This is a genomic window from Phaeobacter sp. A36a-5a, from assembly GCF_037911135.1.
Lineage (GTDB): Bacteria > Pseudomonadota > Alphaproteobacteria > Rhodobacterales > Rhodobacteraceae > Phaeobacter > Phaeobacter bryozoorum.
Genome location: NZ_JBBLYU010000005.1, coordinates 65,220 through 83,416 on the forward strand (window position 1 = coordinate 65,220; position 18,197 = coordinate 83,416).

General features: G+C 59.4%; 19 protein-coding genes. 10 read left to right on the forward strand and 9 right to left on the reverse strand.

Annotated features, from left to right (window positions below; genetic code table 11):
- Positions 1-43: 43 nt before the first annotated feature.
- Both WLQ66_RS17375 and WLQ66_RS17380 read right to left on the reverse strand, forming a co-directional pair.
- Positions 44-703, reverse strand: coding sequence for a YjbF family lipoprotein (locus WLQ66_RS17375; protein ID WP_340547595.1), 660 nt, complete (start codon positions 701-703; stop codon positions 44-46).
- Positions 700-2,829 carry a YjbH domain-containing protein gene (locus WLQ66_RS17380; protein WP_340547596.1) on the reverse strand — a complete coding sequence of 710 codons (2,130 nt, stop codon included), beginning with the start codon at positions 2,827-2,829 and terminating at the stop codon, positions 700-702. The genes WLQ66_RS17375 and WLQ66_RS17380 overlap by 4 nt, the downstream gene beginning before the upstream one ends.
- A 94-nt stretch (positions 2,830-2,923) precedes the next feature.
- Between WLQ66_RS17380 and WLQ66_RS17385 the strand changes: the two genes are divergently transcribed.
- From WLQ66_RS17385 to WLQ66_RS17395, 3 genes are all read left to right on the forward strand, one after another.
- A complete protein-coding gene (locus WLQ66_RS17385; RefSeq protein ID WP_340547597.1) occupies positions 2,924-3,685 on the forward strand; it encodes a metallophosphoesterase in 762 nt (253 codons plus the stop codon).
- 75 nt (positions 3,686-3,760) lie between these two features.
- Positions 3,761-4,108, forward strand: coding sequence for a DUF3140 domain-containing protein (locus WLQ66_RS17390; RefSeq protein ID WP_340547598.1), 348 nt, complete (start codon positions 3,761-3,763; stop codon positions 4,106-4,108).
- Positions 4,109-4,122: 14 nt separating this feature from the next.
- Complete coding sequence (locus tag WLQ66_RS17395; protein ID WP_340547599.1) at positions 4,123-4,776, forward strand: aspartate-semialdehyde dehydrogenase; 654 nt, start codon at positions 4,123-4,125, stop codon at positions 4,774-4,776.
- Positions 4,777-4,811: 35 nt separating this feature from the next.
- Here the strand turns inward: WLQ66_RS17395 and WLQ66_RS17400 are convergent, their stop codons facing one another.
- Positions 4,812-5,996: a DUF418 domain-containing protein gene (locus WLQ66_RS17400; RefSeq protein ID WP_340547600.1), complete on the reverse strand. Its 1,185-nt coding sequence runs from the start codon at positions 5,994-5,996 to the stop codon at positions 4,812-4,814.
- A gap of 194 nt (positions 5,997-6,190) precedes the next feature.
- Here WLQ66_RS17400 and WLQ66_RS17405 point away from each other — a divergent pair, with 194 nt between their 5' ends.
- Positions 6,191-7,270, forward strand: coding sequence for a calcium-binding protein (locus tag WLQ66_RS17405; RefSeq protein ID WP_340547601.1), 1,080 nt, complete (start codon positions 6,191-6,193; stop codon positions 7,268-7,270).
- 87 nt (positions 7,271-7,357) lie between these two features.
- Here WLQ66_RS17405 and WLQ66_RS17410 read toward each other — a convergent pair whose 3' ends face one another.
- The 4 genes from WLQ66_RS17410 to WLQ66_RS17425 all read right to left on the reverse strand — a co-directional run bounded on the left by WLQ66_RS17410 (position 7,358) and on the right by WLQ66_RS17425 (position 11,412).
- Entirely contained in the window at positions 7,358-8,506 is a 1,149-nt protein-coding gene (locus WLQ66_RS17410; RefSeq protein ID WP_340547602.1) for a lytic murein transglycosylase, read from the reverse strand.
- Between the two features lie 108 nt (positions 8,507-8,614).
- Positions 8,615-9,400 (reverse strand): COG3904 family protein, encoded by a 786-nt coding sequence (locus tag WLQ66_RS17415; RefSeq protein WP_340547603.1) that lies wholly within the window; start codon positions 9,398-9,400, stop codon positions 8,615-8,617.
- Positions 9,401-9,428: 28 nt separating this feature from the next.
- On the reverse strand, positions 9,429-10,799 hold the full coding sequence (locus tag WLQ66_RS17420; protein WP_340547604.1) for a hypothetical protein: 1,371 nt from the start codon (positions 10,797-10,799) through the stop codon (positions 9,429-9,431).
- 115 nt (positions 10,800-10,914) lie between these two features.
- A complete protein-coding gene (locus WLQ66_RS17425; RefSeq protein ID WP_340547605.1) occupies positions 10,915-11,412 on the reverse strand; it encodes an MgtC/SapB family protein in 498 nt (165 codons plus the stop codon).
- 216 nt (positions 11,413-11,628) lie between these two features.
- Between WLQ66_RS17425 and WLQ66_RS17430 the strand changes: the two genes are divergently transcribed.
- From WLQ66_RS17430 to WLQ66_RS17450, 5 genes are read left to right on the forward strand one after another with little or no spacing between them, the layout of a single operon-like run.
- The gene (locus tag WLQ66_RS17430) at positions 11,629-12,504 is read left to right on the forward strand and encodes an STAS domain-containing protein (RefSeq protein WP_340547606.1); all 876 of its coding nucleotides are present in this window, start codon (positions 11,629-11,631) and stop codon (positions 12,502-12,504) included.
- A gap of 1 nt (position 12,505) precedes the next feature.
- Entirely contained in the window at positions 12,506-12,856 is a 351-nt protein-coding gene (locus WLQ66_RS17435) for an STAS domain-containing protein (protein WP_340547607.1), read from the forward strand.
- 8 nt (positions 12,857-12,864) lie between these two features.
- The gene (locus tag WLQ66_RS17440; RefSeq protein ID WP_340547608.1) at positions 12,865-13,272 is read left to right on the forward strand and encodes an ATP-binding protein; all 408 of its coding nucleotides are present in this window, start codon (positions 12,865-12,867) and stop codon (positions 13,270-13,272) included.
- A complete protein-coding gene (locus WLQ66_RS17445; RefSeq protein ID WP_340547609.1) occupies positions 13,269-14,282 on the forward strand; it encodes an ATP-binding protein in 1,014 nt (337 codons plus the stop codon). Before WLQ66_RS17440 ends, WLQ66_RS17445 begins: the two co-directional genes overlap by 4 nt.
- A gap of 4 nt (positions 14,283-14,286) precedes the next feature.
- Positions 14,287-15,450, forward strand: a complete 1,164-nt coding sequence (locus WLQ66_RS17450) for a sensor histidine kinase (RefSeq protein ID WP_340547610.1) — start codon at positions 14,287-14,289, stop codon at positions 15,448-15,450.
- On the opposite strand, the gene WLQ66_RS17455 is transcribed toward WLQ66_RS17450, so the two are convergent.
- Together WLQ66_RS17455 and WLQ66_RS17460 are read right to left on the reverse strand one after the other, a co-directional pair.
- Complete coding sequence (locus WLQ66_RS17455; protein ID WP_340547611.1) at positions 15,442-16,569, reverse strand: amidohydrolase; 1,128 nt, start codon at positions 16,567-16,569, stop codon at positions 15,442-15,444. The genes WLQ66_RS17450 and WLQ66_RS17455 overlap by 9 nt on opposite strands.
- A complete protein-coding gene (locus WLQ66_RS17460; RefSeq protein ID WP_340547612.1) occupies positions 16,562-17,587 on the reverse strand; it encodes a pyridoxal-phosphate dependent enzyme in 1,026 nt (341 codons plus the stop codon). Before WLQ66_RS17460 ends, WLQ66_RS17455 begins: the two co-directional genes overlap by 8 nt.
- Before the next feature lie 84 nt (positions 17,588-17,671).
- Here WLQ66_RS17460 and WLQ66_RS17465 point away from each other — a divergent pair, with 84 nt between their 5' ends.
- Positions 17,672-18,145, forward strand: a complete 474-nt coding sequence (locus WLQ66_RS17465) for an Lrp/AsnC family transcriptional regulator (protein WP_340547613.1) — start codon at positions 17,672-17,674, stop codon at positions 18,143-18,145.
- Positions 18,146-18,197 lie beyond the last annotated feature (52 nt).

Here is an 18,197-nt window from a genome sequence, read left to right on the forward strand (position 1 = left end):
CGGGGTGGGGTGGTGTTGGTCGGATGCGATAGGGGTGTGCGGATCATGGCGTTCCCCGCAGTCGCGTTGTCAAATTGCCGATAAACGGCCCGGTCCACTGGCGGCTTTGGATCAACCTGTTGTCTGATGACCGCAGCCAATAGAGGTTCAGGAACCGCTGCTCAGGGTTTTGGCAGTTTTCGACCATCAGACGGCTCGCAATCTGCTGGTCGCCAATGGTCAGGGTGCGGGGGCCGCGATCCTTGATTTCGCAGTGATATGTCCGGGTCTCAACCTGGTCGTTTCCGGTCAGATAGCTGTGAAAGCGCAGCGCCGGACCTTCTGCATGTGCAAAAATCCGTCCACGGGATTGATCCTGTTCAACGGCCATAAGACCGATACCGAAGCCACGGGTTGCGTGCAGCAGACCCCGGTCGGTTTGCAGGCTGGCACCGTCCGAGGACAGCCAGGTCACCAGACCCGCCCGCTCCGTCTCCCGAAGCATCACGCCGCTTCTTCCTGTCTGGAGAAATCCAACCTGCATCTGTTCTGCGCCAGCCTCGGCCAGCTCCGCGACGTGAGGTATGGCAGAGGAGAGACCGCCCTGCCGCAGCTGCTGAAGGGTCAGGATCTCACGCTCGTCATTTGTGCAGGCTGCGAGGATCAGGCAGCCAATAGCAGCGCTGCTGATGACCAGGTGGTGGAGCTGTCGGGTGATCGTCATCTGGAGTAACGCCCCCATTGTGCGGCAAGCGCGCGCCCACGGCTGTCGCGCACTTTTTCATAGAGACGTGTCTGCAGGTTGAGCCGCGCGCCGCCATCGCGCAGCACGGGGCGGATAACCTGCGTGATACTCTGCCGCGACGGTTTGCCGGTGAGCCAGGCAACGGGCACCTCAATACGGATGCCCTTGTCAAAGGAGCCTTCGCCGAAATCCTCGGAGGATGTATCTGTCAGCGTTGCAAAGGCCCCAACCTTGAAACCGTTGTTGAACTCACGGTCGATGGTGACGGTGGTGCCCCAGTCACCAGCCAGATACCGGCCCATATCGACCTGAACATGATAGTCGCCGCGCGTTTTGTAATAGACCGAGGCATGACCGGTCACGACGTCGTAGTCCTGAAATCCGAACTGGACGTCGAAATCGCGTTGCCGGACATAATTAAGCTCGGCTCCTAACGCCAGGCTGCTGCCAACGGGGAACCACAACACCTCTGCTGATATGCCGCCAAACATCTGCTCGAGATAGCCTGCAGTGACGCGCGCAAACAGATCCTGATGCGGGCGCCAGACGTAATCGGCTGTCAGATGGCTGAGGCGCAGATCGGATTCCGACGCATAGCGGGCCCAGTCCGAGCGGACCCGCGGCAAGACCGAATTTGACGGGCGGGCGGAGGCGTCGAGATTGCCGATCACCGGTTGGCGCAGCTGTCCGGCAAAGGTCAGGCCGGGCGCAGGTTGATAGGCGGCTCGCAGTTCCGCCCCGACTTCGTAGCGCAGCGGCTCATCTGGATCAAAGAAAGACAGCTGCGTGTAAGGCCCGAAGCGATAGGTGAACCAAGGGAAAGCGTCGATGCCAGCGCTGTTGGGGATCGGCTCTGGGGCGTCTTCGATATCTGCACGGGCAAGGCTCCGCCAGGCGCCATCCAGATCGCCTTCCAGCTCGTAGAGGTCGTTGCGCTGCGTGGTGACGCGGGTCGTGGGCAGGCCGTTCTCGGCCAGCGTGACCTCAAACTGTTGCAGATGCGGAGGCAGGGTATTTGCCATAACGCGATTGGTCCGACCGACAGCCTGCGCGGAGGCGCCGTAGCGCATGTTCTCCACCGTGATCCGCGCTTGGCTGCCCACGCGTTCGAAGCTGAGCAGCCGGATGCCCTCGGACTCAAGCTGGGATTGCAGCACGCCGTAGAGGCGGGCAGGCTCGGCGGATCCGGTTTCGCCCTGGGCGAGGTTCCAGCTGGCCAGGGCGACCTGTTCTTCCGGTTTCAGCGCAGGCGCGGCGGCTCCCTGACCGCCGGGAGCAGCGGCGCGGCGCGGATCAAACGCATAGCTCAGCTGAACGGCGAGGGCCGATCCGTTGAGATAAGAGCCGCCCAAAGTGACTCCGTTGTCGAAGCGGTAGGATGCGCCGATGTTGACAGGTGAACGGATGTCATTCAGCCCACGTTGAGCTTCGGCTGAATAGGTGTCGGAGGAATATTCGGCGGTCAGCGACCAATGCGGAGTTACATCCCAGCGCAGACCGCCAAACAATGCGGCGTCGCCGCGGAACCAATTGCCAAAGTCCAGTTGTCCGGTTGTGGATATGCCGCCGGCGTTTGAATCTTGTCGTGTATCAAACCGCCCATCGAGTGCCGTCAGTGGATTGCGCTGCCTGCCGCGCCCGGCAAGCCGACCCCAGCCAATCCCGCCGGTGACGGTCAGATCGGGAGTGACATGTTTTGTGGCCACGAGGTATTCGCTGGCGTAGACGCCGGTCCCACCGAAATCCCGCAGGCCAAGGGCGATAGCCGGTCCCGCCGCTGTTTCATCGCGCAGTTGAAAATGGATATCAAAGCTGCGGTCATACCGGCTAAGGTCGACGCCGACGTCGAAACCGCGCAGAAAGCTATAGCGAAAACTGCCGTAGATATTCGGCAACATCTGAAACGTCAGGGTGTTGCGGCTGGTGTTCTCGAAGTTTGAGGTGGTCAGCGCGATGGTTCCGTCGGGCAGAACCTCTGCGGTCGGCATATCGACCAATCCGGGCGTTCCATATGTCGATAGTGTCTGGGCCGGAGCCTGAATGGCACCCAGCGGGCCGCTGAGCGTACCCAGGCAGCCAATCATAAGAATTGCGTGTCCCCGCATTCCCACCCAGCCTCGTCGTGCCCACCTTTTTCGGCGGTGCTTCTTCACACTGCTCCCAACCCCGCCTAACACTAGACCAGCAGATTTGCCGGTTATGACAGCATCAGGCCCCCAGGGAGCAGCGATTATGTTCAAAAGGTTAATTACCGGAATTCGGCGAAAACCACAAGATTTTGCAGCTCTCAATCCAGAATTGCGTTTTTATGTTATCGGCGATGTTCACGGATGCGACGATCTGCTGGCCCGCCTTCTGGAGCAGCTTGATCCGGCGCTGCCTCTGGTCTGCCTGGGCGATTACATCGACCGCGGCGAACAGAGCGCCGCAGTTCTGCGCCGTCTCATGAACCGGCCGGATACAACTGCCCTGATGGGAAACCATGAAGCCATGCTGCTGGATTTTCTGATCGACCCGGTTGCACATGCCGCAATCTGGCTGCGCAATGGCGGGCTGCAAACGCTTGCGAGTTTTGGTGTCACCGGCATATCGGAGCATTCATCGGCCGCCAGTTTGGAGCAGGGAGCGGCTGCGCTGCGCGCAGCGATGGGTCCAGAGATGATCGCTTGGGTAGAGGGTCTGCCCACCTGTTGCCAATCCGGTAATATATTCATGGCCCATGCCGGTGCGGATCCGGGCGCTCCGGTGTCAGAACAATTCCGGCAACAGCTGCTATGGGGTTGCCCAGATGCCCGCAAGGGACGCCGCAAGGATGATATTTGGGTTGTTCATGGCCATTGGATCGTCACTGAGCCTACTGTTGCCGACGGTCGGATCGCCTTGGATACTGGTGCCTTCGCAACCGGGCGGCTGACAGCTGCTGAAATCGATCTCGGCACAGTCAGGTTTATCTCCACCTGAGGCGGGCTGTACCGGCCATCGGAACGAAACCAGCTCTTGCGCGTTTCTCATCGAGCGGATCTGGGAGAATGGGTCATGTCATCCAAAAGCAAAGCCGAAATCTGGGACCAGTGGAAAACAGCCGTCAATATGGCGCCTGCTGAATTGGAGCGCTGGCTGGAGACCGAAGAGAGCAAATCGGTTGGCGACAGTGACAACGGCGAGTCGACGGGACATGCGTCTGGACGTCGGATCGTCAAGATCAAACGCACGAACAAGGATGACCTGAGTCAGGAAGACTATGAACACATGGCTAAGGTTGTTGGCTATGTCAGACGACATTGCACCCAGGGCGGACCCGAGGACGACATTGAAAACAGCCGGTGGCGATACTCGCTGATGAACTGGGGGCATGATCCGTTGAAATCCGATGGGTGTTCCTGACATAGGAGAGGCCAATGACCACAGCGAAGAAAAACGACCCTGAACTCTGGGAAGAAGTGAAAGAAGACCTCACCAAAAGCGGCAAGGGCGGCGAACCGGGGGAATGGTCGGCCCGCAAGGCACAGCTGGCCGTCCAGGAATACAAGCGCCGTGGTGGTACCTATGCCGAAGATGGTCCCGATCAGGAAGATACTGACCTCAATCAATGGAGCGAGGAGGACTGGGGGACCAAATCCGGGGCCGATAGCAGCGAGACCGGAGAGCGGTATCTGCCAAAAGAGGTGAGGATGATCCTGACCGAAAAAGAATACCGGCGCTCGACCCGAAAGAAGCAGAGCGATACCCGCGATGGCCAGGAACAATTCTCCGACCAACCAGAGGATGTGCAGGAGAAGGTAGCGCGTATCAAGGAAAGTGGCCCAACCTATGACATGCTCTATGAGCGGGCACAGGATCTTGATATCGCAGGTCGCTCGGATATGGACAAGGATGCCTTGATGATGGCGATCCGCAAGGCAACGGATGAGAACGGGCGCGCCAAGGGCAGCAAGGCTGCCTTGAACGCCCATACGAAGGCGGAGCTTTATGAACGGGCGCAGGATCAGGGGATCTCGGGGCGCTCCGACATGTCCAAAGCCGATCTGGTCGATGCGCTTGCCAAATCGTAGGCGCTGCTTCTGGCAGGCGTTGTTGGTATCATCGGCTACCCGGCCAATCTGCGCATAGCCATCTCGACCGGGCCATGTTTGGCGTAGCGTGACCAGAGATATGCGTAAACCGTCGCGGCAGCGCAAAAAACAAGGGCTGCTGACACGGCCGTTTCGGGGGATTGGCCGCCCAATAGCCCCATCTCTTCCAGGATGCCCATACCGATCAGAATATGAGCCAGATAGAGCGTCAGTGTCTGGCGCCCAGCGGGCGCAAGTGCCTGCATCACGCCAATGCGGGTTAGAATTGGTGCAAGCAGGAGACAGCCACCGATCACCACACATGCGGTGGAAAGACCAGCAACCATATAGAGCGGCATAGGAGGAATTGGCAGTGTCGTCGCCAAATCGGCCAGGTCAGGGTCGACTTGGCGCAGGCTTTGGACGGCGATGGCGCTCGTTTTTTCAACTGCGGCATTGGTGATGGCTCCGAAGAAGACCAGATAGATCTGGAACCGCCGGTTTTGCAGCGGCATTCTGGACAGAAGAACGCCAGCCAGGAGAAACGCCAGCCACGGTACGACGGGGTGCCAGCCGTTGAAAAACAAATGGCGCAGGAAACCACGGATCGTCCAGAGATCGGCATAGGAGTAGAGCTGCCAGTCCCAGCCGGTGTCGTAGTCCAGGACGAGGATCATTGCCGGAAACATCAGGATCAGCATCACGATGAGCCAGGCGAGGCGCACTGTGGACGCACCGAGTAAGACCGCTCCGAAAAAGAAATATACAGCATAATAGTGCAGGATATCTGCCTCAAAGATCAGCATGTTCACCATCCCCAAGCTAAGCAGAAATGCAGCACGCCTTAACGTCGTCACAGTGATGCTGGCGGTTGCTCTCCTTGCCGCCAGACCAAGCCCGACACCGGCAAGAACGACAAAGCAGGCCGCCGCGCGCCCTTCAAGCGCCGTACTGAGCAGCGCAACGAGGCCGCTGCCCCCCTCAGCCCCCATGGCAATCTTGAAATTCACGATGACCATTCCGACAAAGGCAAAATAGCGCGCAAGATCTAGGCCTTGCAGACGGGCGGTGGATGAAGGTTGCATTCCAAGACCGTAATTGAATGAACGTACGTTCACTAACTGGGCCGTGCGAGCCACGCTTTCAACCCCGGCAGGCAATTCTTCACTGATTAGCTCAGATGAGGTATCAGAATTGCTTCGTCCGGGATCGGTCGCCACAGGGGGTAGGCCGGATAGATGCGATGCCCAAAAGGATGTGATGAGCGCGATACGGGTGAAACGCGCGTATATCGATCCTTGACTAGAATTTTCGAGGCATCTTATCATGTGAACCATCGCGAACTTATGCTGAGTTTGCGATATATTGACCGGTTGGGGTCGCGTTTTTTGCGATACTGGAGTGATGAGTAAAGATGCCGAACGCAGTATTGAATGATATTCTGGAACTGGAAGAGTGGCTCGAGTACGTTGGTGGTACGCTCGCCTATAGTGGTAATGCCGATTTGCTTGCAGCATTCAACGCGAGCAATGTGACGCAGCTGACTGTTGGAGAATTTCTTATTATCATCGACGCGGCCGAGCAGGCGATTTTGTCGATCAACTGGCAGGATCTGATCAATCAGATCGCGGAGCTGCTAAACACGCCATTTATCTCTGACCAGCTTACGGCCGCAGAAAAACAGGCCATTCTTGACGCTGTGGCGATGATTGAACCCTCGGATATTACCGAGGGGTTTGACCTGTTGCGCGCCGAGTTTGCAGGCATCAATAGCGGGACTCTTGTTGTAGATGCTATGAATATCGCGGGCGGTGAAACGCCCGTTGGAACTGAAGCCGATGATATCCTCACCGGTACTATCGGCAGCGATGAGGTCGCTCTGTCGGCTGGCGATGATGTCTTCATCGCGGGGCAGGGAGATATCGGTGATGACACTATCCGTGGCGGGTCCGGTGATGATACGATCAACGGAGGATCCGGCCAGGATGTTCTATTCGGTGGTAGCGGAGCAGATCTGCTGCGCGGTGGTTGGGGGTCGGACCTGCTTAAGGGCGGACGTCAGGCGGATGTTCTGAACGGTGCGCAAGGCCATGATACGATATACGGTGAAGGCGGTGCCGACAGGCTGGATGGTGGATCGGGTAACGATCGGCTGGTAGGCGGTTCTGGCCATGATACCATATTGGGTGGAGCAGGTATCGATCGGTTGTTCGGCGGCAATGGAAACGATCTTTTGATCGGTGGCGCGCAAGCGGATTACTTCATTTTCCGTGGTAATTTTGGCGATGATACGGTCCGTGATTTTGCTGCGGGAAGTGATGCAGAAAAAATTGATCTGCGAGCTGTCGTCGAAATTTCGGATCTCTCGGATCTTCGTGACAACCATCTGACGCAGGACGGCAATAACGCCGTGATTGCGGATGGTCTTGGGAACACGATCACCCTTCTCGGGGTCGATATCGGCGACCTCGATGCCGGTGATTTTATATTCTGACAATATGCGGCTTCGGCGGTGCATCTACGTTCTGCCGCCGAAGCACATCCCGACTGGCTGCGCACATGCCTGCGAGCTGGCGATATCCTAACCCAAATCGCGCAGCAGTGCCTGGGATGGGGTGCCGTCCGCTGGCAGGCCGCGGCTGCGTTGGTAGGCGCGAATGGCGTCTTCGCTGTTCGGTCCGATGACACCATCTGCACCGCCTGTGTCAAAGCCCTTTGCCGTGAGGCGCTTCTGCAGCTGGATGCGATCATCCTTGGTCAGACCATTGGCATCGGGCGGAAAGCTGCTGCGCAACGGCCCCGCACCGCCGATACGATCAGCGAGGTGGCCGACGCCAATCGCGTAGGCGTCAGAGTTGTTATAACGCTTGATCGCGCGGAAGTTGCTGGTGACGGCAAATCTTGGACCGCCTGCCTGCGGCTGGATGATAGTGCCACTGGTTGGCGCATAACCGACCACCTCCCGGCCCCAACGCTGACCCCGTGTCCAGCCGTTGCGGGCCAGATAGGCCGCTGTTGAGGCCAGAGCATCGCTGGGGTCATCCGACCAGATGTCGCGGCGGCCGTCGCCGGTGAAATCGACGGCAAAGGCCTGATAGGATGTTGGAATGAACTGTGTATGCCCCATGGCGCCGGCCCAGCTGCCGGTCATGCGGGCTGCCGAGATGTCACCATTCTGCAATATTCTCAGGGCAGCGATCAGCTGTTTCTCAAAAAACGCTCCGCGCCGACCGTCGAATGCCAGGGTTGATGTTGCTGAGATGACCGGCACGTCGCCCCGGCGCTCTCCGAAGAAGCTCTCCAGACCCCAGATTGCGGCAATGATTTCGGCATCGACGCCATAGGTCTGCTCCAGCGCGTTGAGCGTATTGCGGTGGCGTGCATAGGCCGCGCGTCCTTTGCTCACCCGTTCGTCCGAGGCGGCAATCGAGAGATAGTCTTCGAGGCTGCGCTTGAACTCGGTCTGGTTGCGGTCGCGTTTGATGACACCTGGCAGATAGCCTGCGCTGCGAAAGGCGGTGCTGAGCGTGCTGTTGCTGATCCCTGAAGCCGCAGCGCGTTGGCGGAACTCTGCGACCCAGGCGTCGTAGGCTGCGTTTGGTACCGGGCGAAGATCGGCAGGCAGACCGCTGGCCCTGCCTGACGTCACGCTACTGGTCGTGCCACCGCTGCAAGCCCCGAGGCTAAGCGCCATAAGTCCAATTCCGAAACCGCGTCGTGAAATGCTCATCTGCCTGCCTGCTGGTTATTCATTTGGGACAACACTAGCGGATCATCGACGCCCTGCAAGGTTTCGACGGCGATAATTTGCCAGCCCATCCGCTGGAAAAAGGCATACCTACCCTTGGCTTTCAGGCTCGCTCGCGAGCCGGTAGGTCGCGCGCTCGGCGGGGGTCAGCAGATAGATTTCATCCCATGGCGTCACCAGCGCATGGCGCATGACCAATGGATCCACCCCCATGTCCTGAAGGTACTCCATGACCTCGCCTTGGCCGCGCTGGATCTGCTCCACCGCGATAAACGCCGGGAGCACGGTGTTCTGCCCAAAATAGTGCTGATGTACACCGATCATCGCATCCGGATCAGCATGTCGCGTGACACCTGCGGCCAGAATATAGGGGCAGGCCGAGAGGCATATGTCGCTGGCGGTCATCACGGTGGCGATCTCGCGCGCACGCAATGCGCGACCGATTTCAAGCGCGTCGTAAACTGACCCGCCGGGGCTGTTGAGGTACGTCTCTGTCGGGAGGCGTTCCAGAGCGTCGAGATAGGCAACGACCCGTGCGGCGTCGCCTTCGGCGATCCGCCCTGTAAGTGTCAATACCGGCTCACCCTCCCATTCTGGGGTTGCGATGTCCAATCGGTCCGGCATGTCCCGGGTGTCGGGTAGCGGTCTGCTGCCCGGCGCTGGGGCGCGATCCGGCAGCTGATCGGGCGTATACCGCCGGATTTGGTCGCCCGGACCAATCGGTGCTGTCAGGGCGGGTGCGGGTGATGGCCACGCCAGCTGCGGGACGATCTGTGCCAGATCTGTGCCTAGCAATATGGCAGCGAACACAAACTGCGCGGCCAGCACCCAGCGCAGCACACGCCAAGTGTCAGGCGACCGTCTGCGCCTTGTCACTGCCAGGTCCTGCTGATGGTCTGCCCGGTCAGTCGGCACGGCGTTTACCGCCCAGATTGGCGATACCCGGTGCGGAACTGCCAGCGGTCACATCTGGGGTCGGAGTGGATTGGGCCGCGGTGGTTGATGCAGCCCGCTCGAGAGAGGTGTCGATATCGCGGATGGCTGCAACGGCGGCCCGCAACTCGGCCAGCGTCATGGTGTCTTCGGTTGCTGCACCTTCGCGTCCGGCGCGGATAGCAGCTTGTGTGATGGCGATAATCAGAACCAGGACGGCCGGAAGCAGATCAATCGCGATAGCGCCGGCCCAGGAAGGCACAAAGTTCCCCGCATATAGGATAACCGCATCAGCTGCGGAGACCGGAGTATATGTGGTATCGCGCGGGGGCGTCATGCCCAATACGGCGGCAGCAGCAGCGCCCAGCCCGTCGGCGCGCTGCGCCAGCACACGTCGGACGCTGTCGATGGTGGCTTGCTGGCCCTGCCGCGTGGCGGCATCCGATCCGTCCAGCTCGGGGGTGACGACGCTATCGGAGAGATCCCGCGCCGCGCGCTGCACCAGAGGGGCAACCGATAGCTGTCGCAACTGGGTGATCACATTTGCCAGACGAACCGCTTCCTCGGAAAACTGCACCGACCGTTGCGCGACCGGCCCCTGTTCCACCGTCAGGGCGCGCATACGAGACAGGATCGCGTTGCCTTCATCAAAGGCGGATTCGACCAGCGGTTGCTGGCTGGTGATCTGGGTTTCTAGCGCTGCAAGCTCATCTGATTTCTGACGGAGCAACCGGAAGACCGCGCCCTGACCGGCAAAACCGGACAATTGACCGGTTGCTTCCTGCTCGGACAGGTCGACGAAGGTCTGGCGCACCCGCGCGACGTCACGGGCAAGGCTCTGGCCGCTCTGGGTGATTTCATCCGCACGTTCCAGGGCTGTCTGGTAGTCCTGAACAGTTACTGCCAGATGCTGTTCAACCGCGGCTGCACCGGCGAGCGCTGCGGCGTTGAGCCAGGACGACATGGCGATTATCGCGAGCGAACCGAGCGCCATTGACAGCACAAGGCCAATGCGGGCGGCCGCCGTGCGTACGGTTGGAACTAGCCGCATCATATAGGACCAGAACACGAAAATCCCGACCGAGACCGCAACCGAATAGGCGAGCGCCGCAATCACCGAGAACGCGCCGGTATCATCCAGCAACGAAGAAACCCCAAGATAGGTGTAGATCCCCGATGCGACAGCCAGCACGCCAAGAGCGGTGCCGGTGATGCTGTCGAGCCAGCTGAGGTGATTTTCGAGATCGCGAGCATTTTGCGCGGCGCGTGCCTCGCTGCGGCTCAGCCCGGAGGTATGGCCGCTTGTGCGGTCCGAGGGCTGACCGGGGTGCCGAGTGGTCATTCGCAGTGCTCCCTTTTGCTTGCTTCAAGATATGGTGCAGGGGAGAAGATGCAATTGCTGCTCGCGTCAGATCGGTGATTTGGTGCAGTATTTGCGCCAGCCCAGTCGGCGGTGGTCAGTTGTCGTCCTGCGAGTCATCCTTGGCATTGTCGAGATCTGGCCGGTGCTGTTGCGCCCAATCCACGATCGTCAGGATGAGAAACGACAGCACCGCAACCGCTGTGGCTTCGGCAAGGAAGCCAAAACCAACCGCAATCCCCACCACGCCGACAACCCATATTGCGGCACCGCTCCCTACACCGCGAAGTCTGCCCGCTTCTGTCGTAGACATAACGGCACCAGCACCAAGAAACCCGATGCCGCCGACGATACCCTGAATGGTTCGTGACGGATCAATGGCTGCGGTCCCCTCTTCAGCGGCTGCGGCGAGGTTAAGCGTCAGTATGGTCAAGGCACAGCAGCCCAGGCAGATCAGCATATAGGCTCGCGCGCCCAGAGGTTTGTGCTTTATCTCGCGGTCCAGTCCGATCAGCAGCCCCAGAGCGACGGCAAGACAACAGCGCAGAAGAAAGCTGTCGAAGGCGATCATAGCGGCTGTTTGCGGCGCGGACATGTTTTGCCTTTTTTGTGGAGCGACAGATCATCGGGTGTGTCGGGATATGATCGTAGTCTTCTATCCTCACAGAAAAAAAGGAAAATTTCCACTGCCGTCTCAGTTATTGCAAAATATCTATGTTTACAGACCGGGGAAGGGAGCGCTATCAATCGACCAATTCAGCGGAGCTTCCGGGTCGTCAGATACCGGGTCCCCAGCCCAAACGAGGTAGAGATGACCGAAACCGCTACTGAAACTGTACTCACAATCTTGCAGCATGATTTTGAAGAGATTGTCAGCGCCTGGATCACGACCCAGAGCGATGAAGGTGTGCAGCGGACCGATCTATTCAGCCATAAAGAGGGGCGCGAGCAGACCAGTGGCCTGATGCGCGCGTTGATTTCGGGGATCGAAAACGGTGCCACCGGTGATCGATTTGATCTCTCCAGCGACGCCTGGGCAGAGCTGCGCAGCGTGCTGGTCGAAGTCACCCAGGAGCGCAGTTCACGGGGTGTGACGCCCAGTGATATGGCCTCCTTTGTGCTGGCGCTCAAAGCGCCGATTTTTTACCGGTTGAAAGATAAACTCGCCGATTTTCCCAGCCAGCTTGTCGAAGAAATCTGGTTCATCAGCCGGGTGATTGATGCCTTTGCGGTCTATTGCGCCGAAGTGTTCATCGCCGAGCGGGATCGTATCATCGAACAGCAGCGCGACCAGATGCAGGAGCTGTCCACGCCTGTGGTCGAACTATGGGACAAGGTGCTGACGCTGCCTCTGATCGGGACGATGGATTCAGCGCGCGCGCAGGAGGTGATGGAGAACCTGCTGGAAACCATTTTACGTCGTGAGGCGGAAGTGGTGATCGTTGATCTGACCGGCGTGCAGACCGTCGATACCCAGGTGGCTCAGCATATGCTGCGTATGGCAGCGGCTGTGCGGCTGATGGGCGCGCAATGTATTATCAGCGGCATCAGCCCGACCATTGCCCAGACGATGGTGCAGCTGGGCGTTGATGTCGGTGAAGTGACCACCCGCTCGACCATTCGCAATGGGTTGGCAGATGCGTTGGATCGGGTCGGCTACGCGATCGTCAAAAAGAAGGACCACTGACATGTCTGCGGCATCGGCCATCTACTTTGTCGAAGGTGTGCTGCTGGTGGCAATCCAGGAAGATATCTCGGATACCGATATTCTGGATCTGCAGGAAGCGCTCTCCGAACGTGTGGTGGCTGATGCGGCTCGGGCTGTTGTGATGGACATCAGCGCATTGGAGATTGTCGATACATTTGTTGGCCGTATTCTGGCGCAGCTGGCCGGTGTCTCCAAGCTGCTGGATGCGCAGACTTATGTCGTGGGTATGCGTCCGGCGGTCGCGATGACGCTGGTTGAACTGGGTATGGATCTTTCTGAAAGCAAGACCGCGCTGAGCCTCACACATGCCCTGCGTGATCTGCGGGCGTAGAGCCGGGGATGATGCCCACGGATGGTGTTCTGGTTGGCGTATGTGCGCTGATTAGGGACCGTGACGTTATTCATGTGCGCCGAATGGCTGGCCGAGAGATGGAACGACGCGGTGCACGCGCGGGTCAGAAAACCCGATTTGTCACAGCGGTCAGCGAGATTGCAAGAAATGTTATCATGCACGGTGGCGGCGGCGAAGCGTGTATCTATATGCACAGTGACCCCACCGCAATCAGCGTGGTGTGTATCGACAATGGACCTGGTATCGCTGATCTGGACGCGGCGCTCAGGGACGGGTTCAGCACCGCAGGCAGTATGGGGCGCGGTCTTGGCGGTGCGCAGCGTTTGGCTGATGTGTTCGACGTCGTGACCGAATATGGTAGAGGAACACGCGTGACAATGATGGCTCGCATATGACCCACTGGCTGCCCCTTGCCGATCCGAGCGATGTTTCGGTCTGTCGTCGCACGGCACGTCAGCTGGCGCAGACGGCCGGGTTTTCACGCGCCCGGATTGAGGAAATCGCAATTGTTGCCAGCGAGGCGGCGACCAATGTTTTGCGCTATGCCAAGCGCGGTCGCTGCCTGATGCAGGTCATGCCGGGGGTCGAGGGCCCGCGTCTGGCGCTGATTGTTGTCGATCAGGGGCCGGGGATCGACAGTCTGGAAAAGATGATGCGGGACGGTATCAGCAGCGAGGATTCGGCGGGGCTTGGTCTTGGCGCCATGCAGCGCCTGTCGGACCATTTCGATATCTATTCGACCCGCGACGAAGGCACGGTGGTCGCCTGTGAGTTCCGGCAGACACCCTATCGACCTGCCGCGATGGAGGTTGCGGGGCTTTTGGTGACGCATCCGGCGGAAACGCGCTGCGGGGACGGCTGGGATCTGGCCTGTGTACGTCACAATGCGCGGTCGGACGGGCGGCTGGATCTGATCCTCTGTGATGGTCTAGGCCATGGACATCGCGCTGCTGACGCCGCCGATGCCGTGGTGCATGGGTTTGCCCAGAGGCGAGGCCGGACCCCCGCGACAACGCTGACAGATATTTCAGATGAAATCGCCGCCACACGCGGGGCGGTTGCGGCCTGTGTCGCCGTGGCTGCGGACGGTCGGCGCATGTCCTACGCCGCCGTTGGAAATATCGCGACAATCCGCGCCCGACTGGGCGAAACCAAGCGATTTGCGACCCGTGACGGTCGTCTTGGTGCCGGTCCGGTTGCGCCGTTTTCGGACGAGATCGACCTGTTGCCCGGTGATACGGTTATCTTGCACAGTGACGGTCTTCTGACTTTACGAGACCTGCACGAAAAACCCGCTTTGCTGATGCGTTCAGCCTTGCTGATTGCGGGGAAACTTATGGCTGAGAACTTCCGTGGACGCGACGACGCGGGTCTGGCGGTCATCAAAATCGCGAAAGAGAGCTAACCTCGTGTCTACGGCATTGATAACGGTGAAAATCGACACGGAACAGGATGTTCTGAGGCTGCGATTTATTGCGATGGCGATTACCAAAGCGCTGCATTTCGGCACGTTTGCCCAAACGCGGGCGGTAACGGCCCTGCTTGAGGCTGCGCGCAACGCACAGCAGCATGCCAGCGGCGGGCGGGTTCGGCTCGGCCTGAGGGACGAAAGCAACAAGGTGGCGCTACGGGCCACCATCACGGATCAGGGGCCGGGGATAGAGGGACTTGATGATATCATGCGCGGACGGCGCGCCGCAGCAGCGTCAGCCCGGGCGGGTCTGGGGCTGGGGTTGCGCGGTCTGTCACGCCTCGCGGATCATCATTCGGTGCGCAGCAACCCGGAGGGTACGGAGATAGAGCTGCTGTTTCTCAGCCCGTTGAGAAGCAATGAGATGAGCGAGGCGACGCAGGCCGCGACAGAGGCCATCAGCAAGATACGCGGCGCAGATCCGACCGCAGAATTGGCGGAGCAGAACCGTATGTTGCTTGAGGCACTGACGGAGCGTGATCTCCTGATGAAGGAAGTGCATCACCGCACCGGCAACAATCTGGCCTTGATCGGTGCCCTTATCCGAATGAGTCGACGTGGGGCCGAGTCTGAGGAGACGATATCTGTGCTGTCCGATCTGGAGGCACGTGTTCAATCCGTCATCCGGGTGCATGAGCAGTTGCAGCGCTCCGCGCGGGTCGATCACTTGCAGGCATTGCCTTTCCTGCGGGAGGTTGCGGCCAATGCCGAAGGGGCGTTCAACTCAGAGGCCCTGAAGGTGGCGGTCGAAGTTCGCGGCGATGACATCGAAATCCCGAGCTCGATGGCGATTGACCTGGGCCTTCTGGCGGGCGAGTTGCTGACAAATGCCTACAAGCACGCTTTTGTCGGGCGGGATCATGGGGAAATCCTGATCGAACTGACAGAGCAGAACGAGGCATTGCGGCTGGTGATTGCTGATGATGGGCATGGTTTGGCTGAGGGTGATGCCAGGCCCGAGCGGTCCGGGTCACTCGGTTGGCGGATGATCCGCAGCATGGTTGGGAAATATGCGGGGACGACCGAGGTGGATGGCTCCAATGGCATGCGGGTGGTGTTTACCTTGCCGTTTGAGCCGAGTAATAGCAGCGGATTATCCTGAGCGGGCCAAGCCGCACCAATAGGAGACGCCCCCGTCGATGGCATTATCGTTGAAATCATACCCGGGATTGTGCAACGGCATGGCGTGCGAACCCTCTGTGCCATTGCCCATCAGGACAAATGCCCCGGGCCGATGTTGCAGGAACGCGGCGAAATCCTCCGAAAACCCGACACGCCCGTAAGCGGGGTCAACGCTGCCGACCCGTCCAGCCGCAGCCACGGCACGCGCTGTGGCCTCCGGCTCATTGACCAGAGGCTGAAACGACGTGGAGTAGTCCACGTCGCAGATGCCCCCATGTGCCATGGAGATCCCATTGGCAATGGCCCGCATCCTCTCTTCGATCCTGGCAGAGACATCTGCCTCAAAACCACGACAATCCCCTGATATTACGACGTTACTCGCCAGAATATTGCGCGCACCATCGGTTTCAAAATCCGTGACGGAGACAACGCAATGATCCCGGGCAGAAACGGAGCGCGAAGTAATGGTCTGCAGCTGGGTCACGATTGCGGCCCCGGTCACAATCGGATCAATCGCTTTTTCAGGCATCGAGGCGTGGCCGCCGCGCCCAGTAATCCTAATTTCAAAGTTATCTTCAAAGGCACAGAACGGGCCGGCCTGGGTTGCGAACTGGCCGATTGGCAGCCCCGGCATATTGTGCAGTCCGTAGATCCGGCTGATGTCAAAGCGGTCGAACAGACCATCGGCAATCATCGCGGCCGCGCCTGTGCCGTTCTCCTCATCTGGTTGAAACAGAAAATGGACGGTGCGGTCGAATGTTGGGTCAGCTGCAAGGCGAAGGGCAGCGCCCAGGAGCATCGTGCTATGCCCGTCATGACCGCAGCCATGAAATCGCCCGGGCGTTCGCGAGCGATAGGAGAGGTTCGTGGCTTCCTCAATCGGGAGCGCATCCATATCAGCACGCAGAGCAACCCCCGTGGTGTCCCCGCCGCGTCGGAGCGTGGCGACAACCCCCGTCCCGCCGATCCCGCGGGTGACCTGCAATCCTGCCGTTTCCAGCACCTTCGCAATCGCATCGGAGGTGCGGTTCAGGTCAAACCCGGTCTCCGGGTGCATATGGAGATCGCGACGAAAGGCGACAAGATCCAGATCAGGCATCTTCGACCCTGCCTTCTGATAGGATCACCAATGGGCGCATCTCAGGGTATGTGCCAACCTTGATGTCATGCAAAAGGGCGGTTAGGCCTGCTGTTCCCGACGGGGTGCTGGGGATTCCGAGGTCTGCGGCGGCATCAACGCCGCTGAGAGCGGCCCTATCGGAAATAGTGGAATAGCGATCAGCGGTCTTTGACAGAATCTCATAGGCAAGCATTGAGGGTGTCTTGCAGTCGAGCCGCCCCATATTGGAGACCGGACCCTCAACCGTCACAATCTCGCCCGCCCCCGCGCTATGCTGAAGACAGGGCGCGGCATCCGGCTCAACAACGATGATTTCAGGCTGAACTTCCCAGTTTGCACGGATCATATAAGCTATAGCACCGGCCAGACCGCCGACGCCGGCCTGCAAATAGACATGGGTCGGCCATTGACCAGAGCGTGCAAAACTGTCGCGCATTTCCTGTGCAATGACCGTATAGCCCTCCATTACCAGTCGGGGTGGCTCGGTGTAGCCGGGCCAGGAACCATCTGCGAGATGAACTGCGCCGCTTTCTGCGGCATCCTTGATAGCCGCTGCAATGCTCTCTTCGTAGGTGGCGCCGGAGCGTATCACCTCAGACCCTTTTGCTCGGAGCCGCTGCACGAAATCCTCAGGTACAGTCTTGGCCAGGTGGATCCGGCATTTAGCGCCAAAAAGACGTGCCCCGGCGGCGACGGCCATGCCATGGTTCCCGGCACTGGCGCAGACGAAGGTAACCCCTGAAGCAGCGGCCCGCCCGCGATCACTGGCCAGATCCGCCGCTGTCAGACCGGTTTCGCGTATCAGCAGCTGCGCTACCGCATAGACACCGCCCATCGCCTTGAAGGCCCCAAGACCCATTCTGTTGGTTTCATCCTTGATCCACACCTGCTGACCGTCGACCTCGTGCTGGACAAGCGGCGAGGGGCGATAGGCCGGGCAGGCGGTCAGCATCTGCTGGGGCTGGGCGGGGTCGAGCGTGACATTGATCTTGTTCATGGGGCCAGTCTAGGAAAGGTTGTTGCTGTATTCCGATCAAATTTGGGTACATTACGAGAAATTCTTGCATCATGAGGGGCAAGTATGGGGGAAAGACTCGACAAGGCTGATGTGACCCTGCTGACACTCCTGCAGCGCAATACACGGCTTGGGCTGGAATCACTTGCGGTTCAGGCAGGGTTGTCTGCGGCCTCGGTTCAGCGGCGGCTGAAATCACTGCGCGAGCGCAGGGTGATCACCGGTGAGATCGCGCTTGTCGATCCAGCCAAGGTTGGTATGCCCATGACATTTGTGGTGATGGTCGAGCTGGAGCGTGAGCGCCTCGATCAGATCGACGCGTTCACCCGCCGGGCCGGATCCGAACCGATGGTCCAGCAGTGCTACTATCTGACCGGCGAAGCGGACTTCTGTTTGATTTGCACCGCATCTGATATGGAGGCCTTTGAAGAACTGACCAAACGATTGTTTTTCGAAGACTCAAATGTGCGACGGTTCCGGACCTCGGTTGTAATGGGGCGCAAGAAAGTCAGCCTTGAAGTTCCGGTCTCCGCCGGATGAAATGACCACTGGCGGCTGCGGGCGTCTGACGAGTTCCGACGGCAATAGGGCA

Excerpts from the sequence above, each read along its gene's own strand:
- WLQ66_RS17410 (WP_340547602.1), bottom strand. The coding sequence starts at position 8,506 with ATGAGCATTTCACGACGCGGTTTCGGAATTGGACTTATGGCGCTTAGC.
- WLQ66_RS17380 (WP_340547596.1), bottom strand. The coding sequence starts at position 2,829 with ATGCGGGGACACGCAATTCTTATGATTGGCTGCCTGGGTACGCTCAGC.
- WLQ66_RS17465 (WP_340547613.1), top strand. The coding sequence starts at position 17,672 with ATGGGGGAAAGACTCGACAAGGCTGATGTGACCCTGCTGACACTCCTG.
- WLQ66_RS17425 (WP_340547605.1), bottom strand. The coding sequence starts at position 11,412 with ATGTCCGCGCCGCAAACAGCCGCTATGATCGCCTTCGACAGCTTTCTT.
- WLQ66_RS17395 (WP_340547599.1), top strand. The coding sequence starts at position 4,123 with ATGACCACAGCGAAGAAAAACGACCCTGAACTCTGGGAAGAAGTGAAA.
- WLQ66_RS17460 (WP_340547612.1), bottom strand. The coding sequence starts at position 17,587 with ATGAACAAGATCAATGTCACGCTCGACCCCGCCCAGCCCCAGCAGATG.
- WLQ66_RS17445 (WP_340547609.1), top strand. The coding sequence starts at position 13,269 with ATGACCCACTGGCTGCCCCTTGCCGATCCGAGCGATGTTTCGGTCTGT.
- WLQ66_RS17390 (WP_340547598.1), top strand. The coding sequence starts at position 3,761 with ATGTCATCCAAAAGCAAAGCCGAAATCTGGGACCAGTGGAAAACAGCC.
- WLQ66_RS17385 (WP_340547597.1), top strand. The coding sequence starts at position 2,924 with ATGACAGCATCAGGCCCCCAGGGAGCAGCGATTATGTTCAAAAGGTTA.
- WLQ66_RS17405 (WP_340547601.1), top strand. The coding sequence starts at position 6,191 with ATGCCGAACGCAGTATTGAATGATATTCTGGAACTGGAAGAGTGGCTC.
- WLQ66_RS17430 (WP_340547606.1), top strand. The coding sequence starts at position 11,629 with ATGACCGAAACCGCTACTGAAACTGTACTCACAATCTTGCAGCATGAT.
- WLQ66_RS17375 (WP_340547595.1), bottom strand. The coding sequence starts at position 703 with ATGACGATCACCCGACAGCTCCACCACCTGGTCATCAGCAGCGCTGCT.
- WLQ66_RS17420 (WP_340547604.1), bottom strand. The coding sequence starts at position 10,799 with ATGACCACTCGGCACCCCGGTCAGCCCTCGGACCGCACAAGCGGCCAT.
- WLQ66_RS17455 (WP_340547611.1), bottom strand. The coding sequence starts at position 16,569 with ATGCCTGATCTGGATCTTGTCGCCTTTCGTCGCGATCTCCATATGCAC.
- WLQ66_RS17435 (WP_340547607.1), top strand. The coding sequence starts at position 12,506 with ATGTCTGCGGCATCGGCCATCTACTTTGTCGAAGGTGTGCTGCTGGTG.
- WLQ66_RS17440 (WP_340547608.1), top strand. The coding sequence starts at position 12,865 with ATGATGCCCACGGATGGTGTTCTGGTTGGCGTATGTGCGCTGATTAGG.